Origin of the sequence: Streptococcus sp. 339 (genome assembly GCF_013277285.1) — a bacterium.
Classification (GTDB): domain Bacteria; phylum Bacillota; class Bacilli; order Lactobacillales; family Streptococcaceae; genus Streptococcus; species Streptococcus pseudopneumoniae.
The window spans coordinates 1-11,137 of record NZ_VMMR01000064.1; the positions used below are offsets into that span (position 1 = coordinate 1).

The 11,137-nt window shown below is 42.0% G+C and carries 13 protein-coding genes; all 13 read right to left on the reverse strand.

The window, feature by feature from the left end:
• Nucleotides 1–3: 3 nt before the first annotated feature.
• Nucleotides 4–915, reverse strand: a complete 912-nt coding sequence (whiA, locus tag HT736_RS08440) for a DNA-binding protein WhiA (protein WP_000011298.1) — start codon at nt 913–915, stop codon at nt 4–6.
• Nucleotides 912–1,889 carry a YvcK family protein gene (locus HT736_RS08445; protein WP_001231073.1) on the reverse strand — a complete coding sequence of 326 codons (978 nt, stop codon included), beginning with the start codon at nt 1,887–1,889 and terminating at the stop codon, nt 912–914. The genes whiA and HT736_RS08445 overlap by 4 nt, the downstream gene beginning before the upstream one ends.
• Nucleotides 1,886–2,776 carry an RNase adapter RapZ gene (gene rapZ / locus HT736_RS08450; protein ID WP_023937468.1) on the reverse strand — a complete coding sequence of 297 codons (891 nt, stop codon included), beginning with the start codon at nt 2,774–2,776 and terminating at the stop codon, nt 1,886–1,888. Before rapZ ends, HT736_RS08445 begins: the two co-directional genes overlap by 4 nt.
• Before the next feature lie 51 nt (nt 2,777–2,827).
• Complete coding sequence (locus HT736_RS08455; RefSeq protein WP_001140420.1) at nt 2,828–3,208, reverse strand: RidA family protein; 381 nt, start codon at nt 3,206–3,208, stop codon at nt 2,828–2,830.
• Nucleotides 3,209–3,218: 10 nt separating this feature from the next.
• Nucleotides 3,219–3,806, reverse strand: a complete 588-nt coding sequence (gene yihA, locus HT736_RS08460) for a ribosome biogenesis GTP-binding protein YihA/YsxC (protein ID WP_000405202.1) — start codon at nt 3,804–3,806, stop codon at nt 3,219–3,221.
• Between the two features lie 8 nt (nt 3,807–3,814).
• Entirely contained in the window at nt 3,815–5,047 is a 1,233-nt protein-coding gene (clpX, locus tag HT736_RS08465) for an ATP-dependent Clp protease ATP-binding subunit ClpX (RefSeq protein WP_000106340.1), read from the reverse strand.
• A 31-nt stretch (nt 5,048–5,078) separates the two neighbouring features.
• Nucleotides 5,079–5,249 (reverse strand): hypothetical protein, encoded by a 171-nt coding sequence (locus HT736_RS08470; RefSeq protein WP_000442276.1) that lies wholly within the window; start codon nt 5,247–5,249, stop codon nt 5,079–5,081.
• Nucleotides 5,249–5,755 carry a dihydrofolate reductase gene (locus HT736_RS08475; protein WP_000162465.1) on the reverse strand — a complete coding sequence of 169 codons (507 nt, stop codon included), beginning with the start codon at nt 5,753–5,755 and terminating at the stop codon, nt 5,249–5,251. The genes HT736_RS08470 and HT736_RS08475 overlap by 1 nt, the downstream gene beginning before the upstream one ends.
• Before the next feature lie 129 nt (nt 5,756–5,884).
• Entirely contained in the window at nt 5,885–6,403 is a 519-nt protein-coding gene (locus tag HT736_RS08480; RefSeq protein WP_023937471.1) for a Dps family protein, read from the reverse strand.
• Between the two features lie 600 nt (nt 6,404–7,003).
• Nucleotides 7,004–8,494 (reverse strand): choline binding-anchored murein hydrolase LytC, encoded by a 1,491-nt coding sequence (gene lytC, locus HT736_RS08485; protein WP_172930939.1) that lies wholly within the window; start codon nt 8,492–8,494, stop codon nt 7,004–7,006.
• A gap of 37 nt (nt 8,495–8,531) precedes the next feature.
• Complete coding sequence (tpiA, locus tag HT736_RS08490) at nt 8,532–9,290, reverse strand: triose-phosphate isomerase (RefSeq protein WP_000087893.1); 759 nt, start codon at nt 9,288–9,290, stop codon at nt 8,532–8,534.
• 97 nt (nt 9,291–9,387) lie between these two features.
• Entirely contained in the window at nt 9,388–10,065 is a 678-nt protein-coding gene (locus HT736_RS08495; protein ID WP_000221595.1) for a DnaD domain-containing protein, read from the reverse strand.
• Between the two features lie 8 nt (nt 10,066–10,073).
• Nucleotides 10,074–11,018 carry a homoserine O-succinyltransferase gene (gene metA, locus HT736_RS08500; protein WP_023937474.1) on the reverse strand — a complete coding sequence of 315 codons (945 nt, stop codon included), beginning with the start codon at nt 11,016–11,018 and terminating at the stop codon, nt 10,074–10,076.
• Nucleotides 11,019–11,137 lie beyond the last annotated feature (119 nt).

An 11,137-nucleotide genomic window follows, 5' to 3' on the forward strand; every position in this document is an offset into this window, starting at 1 on the left:
TCGTTATAATTCATCGGCTATCTTATTGATTTTTCTGAGTCTGTGATTGACACCACTTTTTGTAAGGGGATTGCTGAGGCTATCTGCTAACTGCTGGATAGAGTAGTCTGGGTGCTGAATCCGCAACTGCGCTACTTCCTGCAAATCCACTGGCAGATTTTCTAAGCCCATAATATCTTTTATTTTACTGATATTGTTAATGGTCTTCATGCTGGCAGAAACTGTCCGAGCGATATTAGCTGTCTCGGCATTATTAGCCCGATTGAGGTCGTTACGGGTTTCTCGCAAAATCTTAACCCGCTCAAAATCATCCCGTGCCTGCATGGCTCCGATTACTATCAAGAAGTCCATAATGTCTTCTGCTCGCTGGAGATAGGTCACAGCCCCCTTCTTGCGCTCAAGCACCTTGGCATCCAGTAAAAACTGTTGGAGAAGGGAGGCAATTCCTTGCGCGTGGTCCAGATAAACAGAACTGATTTCCAACTGGTACTTACCTGATTCAGGGTCACGAATACTTCCATTTGCCAAGAAAGCACCACAAAGATAAGCACGACCTGCTTCCTCATCCGATAAAATCGCCTCATCAATACCTGTTTCCAGGTCAAAGAAAGAGTCTGCCAAGTGCAAATCACTTAACAAATCCTGCACCTTTTCATCTGTAAAAACGGTATAGACCCGATTCTTGCGAAGATTGCTCCGTTGGTGGTGACGAATTTCCGATTTGATTTCATAGAAATGGAGAAAGGACTCATAGAGGTGACGGGCCAGTTTGGCATTTTCTGTCACAACTGACAAAGTCAAGCCCGAAGTCGAGAGACCGATGCTACCAGACATTTTGATAATGGCAGATAATTCATACCGGCTCAGATGGTGTTGACCTAGGATTTCTTCTTTTACTGCTACTGTGAAACTCATTTTCTCACCTGTATAATCCGCATCAACTCATCCACAATCAAATCTCCATCGTGGAAGGCACCGCCATTTTCCAGACGAAGGAAGTTGGATGAAATCACGCGCGGAACTTGCTTACAAAGACCAGCAAAATCATGTTCCACCTGGACCAAGTATTCATCAAAGCGATTGGAATTCATGTATTCTTGAGGCACTTTTTCGATATTCACCAAGACCGTATCGATAAAAGGTCGGCTAAGGTGACGATGCAAGACTTCCACGTGATCACTATCTGTAAAGTGTTCTGTCTCCCCACGTTGGGTCATAATATTGCAGACATAGGCGATTTCTGCCTTGGTTTCCAAAAGCGCCTGCCCGATTTCCTTAATCACGATATTGGGCAAAATAGAGGTAAAGAGAGAACCAGGTCCGAGGACAATCATGTCACTTTCAAGAATGGTCTGGACTACTCGACGGCTGGCCAGAGGTGTATCATCGTTGAAGGTATTGGTTACATAGACATGGTCAATCATGCCTGGATGGTCTGCGATATGACTCTCTCCAGCCACTTCTGTCCCATCTTGAAAGACTGCATGCAAGGTCAAAGGATGGTCGCTGGAAGGATAAATCTTCCCAGTTGTATGGAAAAACTTGCTCAATAACTGCATGGCATTATAGGTCGAACCCTGCATTTCTGACAGACCTGCAATAATGAGATTGCCCAATGGATGGCCAGCAAAGGCTCCGGCATCCTCGGAAAAGCGATACTGAAAGACTTTCTCATAAAACTTAGGCATATCCGACATGGCCACAAGGACATTACGAAGATCACCTGGCGGTGTCAATTGCTGCATATTTTTTCGGAGTTCACCTGATGAACCACCATCATCCGCCACCGTTACGATAGCAGCGATTTCCACATCTTTTTCACGCAGACTTTTAAGAATGACGGGGATCCCAGTACCTCCACCAATCACCGTTATCTTTGGTTTTCTCATGAACGGTTTACCGTTTCCTTTCTCCGGTCTTTGTCGCGATGCCCTTCATTAACAGGCCAATTCTTGGATAAGTCCTGCGCCAAGCGTTTAGCAAAGGCCACACTACGGTGTTGTCCACCTGTACAACCCATGGCAATGGTCAAAACAGACTTCCCTTCCTTTTGGTAACTTGGCAAAATCGGCTCAATCAAGGCCAATAAATGCTGATAAAAATCTTCTGACTCAGGATGATTCATGACATAGTCATAAACAGGTTCATCCACACCCGTTTGGTTTCTCAGCTCTGGAAGGTAGTAGGGATTTGGCAAAAAGCGCACATCAAAAACCAAGTCTGCATCAATTGGGATTCCATATTTAAAGCCGAAAGACATGACTTCGATACGGAAAGACTGGGCTTGTTCTTGATCTGAAAACTGCTCTGCAATGGTTTTACGTAGCTCACGAGGAGTGAGTTCAGTTGTATCCACCACATTTTGGCTCATATTTTTCAAAGGCGCCAAGAGCTCACGTTCCAGCTTGATTCCATCCAAAATCCGACCATCTGCAGCTAGTGGGTGACTCCGTCTGGTTTCCTTGTAACGCGCGACCAATTCCTTATCAGCTGCATCCAAAAAGAGAATTTTAAAGTCCAGTTCTTCCTTGTTTTCCAACTCATCCAAAACAGTTTGAATCTCCGAGAAGAAAGAACGGCTACGCATATCCACTACCAAGGCCAACTTAGGATCGTCTTCCTTTGTTTCCACCAACTGCAAAAACTTAGGCAAGAGAGCTGGCGGCATATTATCAATAGTAAAATAACCCAAATCCTCAAAGGACTGAATGGCTACAGTTTTGCCTGCACCACTCATTCCTGTCACAATCACCAAGTGAAGTTGTTTCTTTGTCATCTTTTTCTCCTTATATCAAAAGAAGTTTGGCAACACCAAACTTCAACTAGCTTATCCAATCTCTGCGATGACTTCGATTTCGACTTTTACATCACGAGGAAGACGAGCTACCTCTACTGCTGAACGAGCTGGGAATTCCTCTTTAAAGGCCGTTTGGTAAACCTCGTTAAAAGGAACAAAGTCGTTCATATCGCTCAAAAAGCAAGTTGTTTTGACAACATGGTCAAAGTCAGTTCCTGCTTCTGCCAAAATAGCACCGATGTTTTTCAAGACTTGTTCTGTCTGTTCTTGAATCGTTTCTCCAACGATTTCTCCAGTTTCAGGAGAGAGAGGAACTTGACCACTAGCAAACAAAAGGTTGCCAACGATTTTTCCTTGAACATAGGGTCCGATAGCCTTTGGAGCCTTGTCTGTATGTATTGTTTTTGCCATTTTCTTTTCCTCACAATTTTTCTAAGATTGCATCCCAAGCCTCATCCATTCCTGCCTTGCTGACAGATGAAAAGAGGATAAAGTCGTCACTTGGATCAAAGTTTAATTTCTTTTTGATTGCTGATTCGTGCTTGTTCCATTTACCACGTGGAATCTTGTCCGCCTTGGTCGCAACGATGATAACCGGAATCTCGTAATACTTGAGAAATTCGTACATCTGCACATCATCTGCTGACGGGTCATGACGGAGATCCACCAAACTGACCACTGCACGAAGATTTTCTCGAGTCGTTAGGTACTCCTCAATCATGCGCCCCCACTTTTCACGTTCCTTTTTGGAAACGCGGGCATAGCCATAGCCAGGCACATCCACAAAGCGCATCTTGTCGTCAATGTTAAAGAAGTTGAGCAACTGAGTTTTCCCAGGTTTCCCTGACGTACGAGCCAGATTCTTACGGTTCAGCATGGTATTGATAAAACTAGACTTACCAACATTTGAACGCCCTGCTAGGGCAATCTCTGGCAGTTCATCCTGCGGATAATGAGACTTGTTGGCTGCACTGAGCAAGATTTCAGCATTATGTGTATTGATTTCCATAGTCACCTCTAGGCTGTTTCCAAGATTGGTTTATCCGTTCCATCGACAGCTTCTTTTGTGATGCGAACCAATTTCACATTTTCCTGACTCGGTACTTCAAACATGACATCTAGCATGGTTTCTTCGATGATGGAGCGAAGACCACGCGCCCCTGTCTTCCGTTCGATGGCCTTATTGGCAATCTCTTGAAGAGCTTCGTCGTCAAATTCCAACTCGACATCATCATAAGATAACAAGGTTTGATATTGTTTGACCAAGGCATTTCTTGGCTCTTTCAAGATACGAACCAAGTCATCAATCGTTAATTGCTCAAGGGCTGCAAAGACAGGCAAACGTCCGATTAACTCAGGTATAATCCCGAATTTTTGAATATCTTCTGCGATGATTTCTTGCATGTAGGAGCTGTTTTCGTCAATCGCCTTGTTGTTTTGACCAAATCCAATAACTTTCTCACCCAGACGTTGTTTGACAATTTCTTCAATACCATCAAAGGCACCACCCACGATGAAGAGGATATTTTTAGTATCCACTTGAATCATCTCTTGTTGTGGATGCTTGCGTCCACCTTGAGGCGGTACGCTAGCAACAGTTCCCTCAATAATCTTGAGAAGAGCTTGTTGCACCCCTTCACCAGAAACGTCACGTGTGATAGACACGTTTTCGCTCTTCTTGGCAATCTTGTCAATTTCATCCACATAGATAATGCCACGCTCTGCACGTTCAATGTTAAAGTCAGCAGCCTGCAAGAGTTTGAGAAGGATATTTTCCACGTCCTCACCCACATAACCAGCCTCCGTCAGTGCTGTCGCATCCGCAATAGCAAAAGGCACGTTCAAGCTCTTAGCCAAGGTCTGGGCAAGGAAAGTTTTCCCTGAACCAGTTGGCCCAATCATCAGGATGTTTGACTTCTGCAAATCCACATCTTCTGACTCTTCACGCGTATCGTGGAAATTGATACGTTTGTAGTGGTTATAAACCGCCACTGCCAAGGCACGCTTGGCACGATCTTGACCAATTACATAGTGGTTCAAGATATGGAGGAGTTCAATTGGTTTTGGCACCTCAGACAAGTCTGCCAAGACTTCCTCAACCAATTCTTCTCGAATGATTTCCTGAGCCAACTCCACGCATTCATTACAAATAAAAGCATTGTTGCCAGCGATTATTTTTTGTACTTCTTCTTGATTTTTGCCACAAAATGAGCAATAAACCATCATATCATTTTTTCTATTTGTAGACATGATTTCCTTCCATTCTATACTGTCATTCTATCTAAAATAAGGTCATGTAAAAAGCATGAATACTATTGACCAGATTGGTAAAGGCATTTAACCAAAGGAGGATAGAAAGCCCGTAACGCTTTTTACGAAAAGCCTGTGCTCCTGCCAGAAGGCAGATGAAACACAGAAAAGCCGTGAATAAACCAAATAAACTCCGTTCCATTAGACTTCCTTTCTCTTGTGATATTGGATGGTAAAATCATAAGGATTCTTCTCATCTTTGGCGTAGAATTTGCTTGAAACTGTCTCAAAAAGAGATAAGTCAAACTCCTCAGGAAAATAGGTATCTCCCTCCACCCGAGCATGAATGTGAGTGACAATTACTTCATCTAAGTAGGGTTCAAAAGCCTGAAAAATCTGCTTCCCACCGATAATGTAGAGATTCTTTTCTTGAGCCTGATACCAGTCGAGAACAGACTGGACGTCCTGAAAAGTAGCAACCCCATCTATCTTTTCTTCCGTGTTACGTGTCAAAATCAAGGTCTCCCGTTGTGGAAGCAAGCGACGTCCCATCCCATCAAAGGTTACCCGCCCCATCAAGATAGCATGATTCAGAGTTGTTTCCTTGAAATGTTGCAGTTCTGCTGGCAAATGCCAAGGCAGACGATTATCCTTACCAATCACACCCTCTTCATCCTGGGCCCAAATAGCTACGATTTTCTTAGTCATGCTTCCATCCTTTTTACTGATAGTACTATTTTATCAAAAAACTCAAAAAAAGACTGGTTTGGAATAGCTTACAAAATAGAAAAAATCTGTAAGAAATTTCCTACAGATTTATCTATGTTGCCTTGTTTCTTACAAACCAGGTGCTTGTCCAAGTTCTGCGGCAAGCATCCAGATTGTTTTATCCGTTTCATTTTTAGCGTCTGAGAAGATACCATTTGTCACATCATCACCTTCTTCATCAGTAACATCCAAACCTTTTTGGAAAAGTTCTGACAAGTAACGGTAGATAACAAGGACACGTTCCAAACTTTCTTCAACATTGCGGTATTCACCAGCTTCTTCTTCGATTTCACTGTTTTGAAGGAACTCTGTCAAAGTAGAGTATGGTTTACCACCGAGTGTAATCAATCGTTCACTGATTTCATCTAAATGACCATCAAGAGCATCCATGTACTCATCCATTTTTGGATGCCATACCATAAAACCGCGTCCACGCATGTACCAGTGCACTTGATGCAAAGCAACGTGGGCTACGTACAAATCAGCAACAGCTTGATTCAAAACTTCCTTTGTTTTTGCCAATGCTACTGGCGCTGCTTTTGTTAATGTTGCGACATCTTTTGCTGCTTCTTTTTTCAATTCTACCATTTTATTTTACCTCATTCATTATTTTTATGTAACCACTTCTTAATGATTACTACCTTAGTATACTACTAAGGAAAACCAATAGCAAGCAAAATAACCCACATGAGAAAAGTTGCAATAGACTGATAATTTAAGAATTCTTTAGAAGACGAAAAGAGGGTTGGATGCTTATAGTCAATGGAAATCCATCAGCAAACTAGGAAACTAAACCCAGCTTGACCAAAGCACAAGTTTTGAGGTCGCAGGTAGAACTGACCAAGCTGATGTGGTTTGAAGAAATTCCCCAAGACTATAATAGATTGAAATAAGATGTAACCAAGTCGATTAGGAAAGACAAATGAATTTCTAAAAATGTTTTAGCAACCGCAATGTTCTGGTCTATATTCAATCTACTATATAATACTCTTCGAAAATCTCTTCAAACCACGTCAACGTCTCCTTGCCGTAGATATAGTTACTGACTTCATCAGTCTTATCTACAACCTNNTTTCATTGAGTATAAGATTCATTTCCGAGCAAGTTCTTGAATTTACTCGAGGATAAACTATCATAAAACAAAGAAAAAGAGGGTGCTACTATCACATCCCTCTTTCTAATCAGAGCTTAATACCAAACGCTGACATCTACGCGCCCTTGGATTCCTTTCATGTATTCAGAAGAGGTATATTGCCAACCTTTTTCTCCTGAATAATGAGGGTTTTCCCATTCTAAAGCATTGTTATAGGCCGCTACCCAGTTTACATGTTTTAAAATATCTGGGTGTTTTAAACGCGTCTGTAATAAACTACGATAGCTATAGACATACACATTTTGATAACCCGCCTGCTTCATCGTCTCCATGTACTTGTTGATAATCTTAACCCAAGTACCTGTATCATTCGGAGCACGCTTACTTTTATTCACATACTCCCAGTTCTCAACATCATAGTAGATAGGGTAAGACAAGTTCATATTGTATTTCTTCAGAAGTTCAATGGTCTGTTCAGCATCATTCTCAGCATCAGTCTCATTTTCAGCATAGGTATAGAGATAGACGCCATAAGGTATTCCCAGACGGTTTAACTCCTTAATGTTATGCGCCAATTCCTTGTCTTCTTTACCGCTATAACCTAGACGAACAATGACACCATCTACTTCATTTTCATCAATAACCTTTTTCCAATCATTGATACGGCCATTGTGCTCACTAATATCAATAACTTTCTTAGCATGTTCGGTTCCAACTTGTTCTTCTCTATTATTAAAGAAATAGCGTTTACCATCTCTGTGAACCCAGCCGACATTCAAATCTTTCTTTTCTTTGAGCTCACCAGAGGCCGCAAAGATATAGCGAGCGCCATCCATAATCACTTCATCAGTCGCCATGGCACCACTTCCAGTCAAATAGTAGTTGCCTTGCCACTCATTCTGAGCCATATAGCCCCACTTCTTGAAATAGTACCATTTGCCGCCCACTTTTTGCCACTCTTGGTTGGCATAAGTTCCATCGGATTTTAGATAAAAATAAGCAGAATAAGCCGGATCATAAAGCCATTCATTTTGCATCATGGCACCTTGACCATTCAAGAAATAACTTCCTTGCCATTGGCTTTTAGCCATGTAACCCCACTCCTTGAAGTAATACCACTTATTTCCAATCAATTGCCATTCTTGATGAGCATAAGCCCCATCTGACTTGAGATAAAACCAACTCTTGTAATTACTGTCATAGATCCACTCGTTTTGGGCCATATATCCACCTGATTTCAGGTAGTAATTTCCATGCCATTCATTCTGCGCGTAACGGCCATCTGACTTAATATAAAACCAAGCCTTATAGTAGTTGTCAAAAATCCATTCACTTTGAGCTTTAGAACCATCAGCCTTTACATAATAATCTCCATCCCAGTGGGCAGAGACACTGTTTCTCTGTTCATTGCTACTAGTTGATGAAGTCCCTGTTGATAGACTAGATTTTTCTGAAACTGTGCTTCCACTTGTTTCATCTGCCGCAATTCCTGAAACTCTTGCGCCAAGTAAGCAAAGACTTGCTAGCCCTATACATACAATTTTTGTTTTCAATCTTTCCTCTCCTATAAAAAATGGAACAGACATCTGAATGCTGTTCCACCTAGCTTTTGCTACTTACTGATTATTTTACAAAGTCAAGCAAAGCCAAGAAGCTTTCAGCTTCAAGTGACGCACCACCTACAAGGGCACCGTCAACGTCTGGACAAGCCATGTATGAAGCAACGTTCTCAGGTTTAACAGAACCACCGTATTGAACACGAACTTTGTCTGCAACTTCTTGACCAAAGTCAGCAGCTACAACGTCACGAACAACTTTACACATTTTTTGTGCGTCGTCTTGTGAAGCTGATTTACCAGTACCGATAGCCCAGATTGGTTCGTAAGCGATAACTGATGCAGCAACTTGTTCAGCAGTCAATCCAGCCAATGCAGCAGATACTTGAGCACCTACAAATTCAGCAGCTTTACCAGCTTCGTAAGTTTCAAGTGACTCACCACAACAGATGATTGGAAGCATACCGTTTGCAAAGATTGCTTTTGCTTTTTTGTTGATATCTTCGTCAGTTTCATGGAAGTAGTCACGGCGTTCTGAGTGACCGATAACAACGTAGTCAGTACCGATTTCTTTCAAAACTTGTGGGCTTGTTTCACCAGTGAAGGCACCTGCATTTTCAAAGTAGCAGTTTTGAGCAGCAACTTTAAGGTTTGAACCTTTTGCCGCAGCAAGAACTGTTGTCAAATCAAGAGCTGGAGCAGCGATACCTGCTTCAACAAGATCTGATGAAGGAAGTTTTGACGCAACTGCTTCAACGAATGCTTTAGCTTCTTCTGGATTTTTGTTCATTTTCCAGTTACCAGCGATAAATGGTTTACGTGACATTTCACATACCTCTTTTTTCAATTTATTTTCTATTTATTTTATCACAATTAGACACAGCTTGCAAATCTTACTCGGATTTCAAGCCTGCTGACATGGATTAATCCTTCCAGAGATCCATAGCATTTCTGAAATCTGCCGATACCTGTGTCAACTGAGGATTGCTTGCTTCTCTTTCTGCCCGCTTAGCCTCGATTTGAGCCACACTTTTGATACCTTCATGTCGCCAGTTTCTCAAAATCGCCTGGATGTACTTCCAGTTTGGTTTTCCATTCAAAACAGCTTCACGAAGAGCTTCCTTAATCAAGTCAGCACTGGTTCCATCTTCCTTTAGTGTCTTCATCAAATCCTCAATCTCAAAAGGCGTCAACAAGCGTCCCAACTCCTGCTGGAAGGTTTCCACCAAATCCTTAAGATGATTTTGAGGTATCAACTGGTCTGAACTCGAAGCAATAGCTCCAAGCAAGTCATCCAAACGTTCCAAAGCCAAACTAGCATCAAAAAGCAATTCGATTTCGCCATTTAATTCGATAGTACGATACTGGAGAAGTCCCCTCTCCGTCAGATTGGAAATGGACTGGTTGACATCCGAAATTTCCTTGCCAATCCTTTCAGCAATCTGGCTTGGCGACATTTCTTCTAAGCCTGTCGTATTTTGCAAATAGAAAAATTGCCAAACCAGAAAATCGTCGCTAGAAGGAAAGAGTTCCTTAAAATGCAAGAGCAGGGCACTCGGTAAAACCAAGTTCCCTGATTTAAAAGCGTCTAAATATGTCATAATTCCTCTTATAAATACCCAAATGTAGATGCATCATCTTCTATTTTTCTCCAGTCAAAAGGCGTCTCCTGATAGACCGCATAATTCACCCAGTTACTGAAAAAGAGGGCTGCTGATGAAGACCAACAAAGACAAGGTGTCTGGTTGACATCATCATCCTTAAAGTAATTTTCTGGAATATGAGGATCCAAACCTGCATCACGATCTCGGAAATATTCATTTGCCAAGGTATCACGGTCATATTCCAAATGCCCAAAACTATAAATTTCACGCAAATCACGACTAGCCAAAATCGAAACCCCAACCTGAGAACCCTCTGATAAAATCTCGAGATTGGTTTTGTTTAAGACCTCTTCCTTAGAAATCTCCGTGTGCCGAGAATGAGGGGAAACATAGCTATCGTCAAAGCCTCTTAAAAGAAGGTGCCCTTCTTTTAAAGTGTCCTGAGGATAAATACCCGATAACTTACTGTCCATCTGGTATTTTTCCACTCCATAACGCAGATAAAGACCAGCCTGAGCCCCCCAACAGATATAAAGGGTCGAATAGACATGGGTCTTGGACCACTCAAGCACCTGGCTAAATTCCTCCCAATAGTCCACTTCCTCAAATGGTAAATGCTCAACTGGAGCACCCGTGATAATCATCCCATCAAAATACTCATCCTTGACTTCAGGAAAGGTTTTATAAAAGGTCTCCATGTACTCTGAACGAGTTGTTTTAGAACGATGGCTCTCCATATAGAGAAAATCAATATCCAATTGCAGGGGCGTATTAGCCAAATGGCGCAACAACTGGGTTTCTGTGACCATTTTCTGTGGCATGAGATTTAAAATTAAAATCTTCAAAGGACGGATATCTTGGTGGGCCGCACGTTGATCATCCATGACAAAGATATTCTCTGTCCGTAAAATCTCAACAGCTGGTAATTTTCTATCAATTCGAATCGGCATAACCCTCTCCTAACTGTACTCTTTCAGAAATAATTGCATATGTTTGAAACTCTTCGAGAATCTCTTCAAACCGCGTCAACGTTGCCTTGCCGTACGTATATGTTACTGACTTCGTCAGT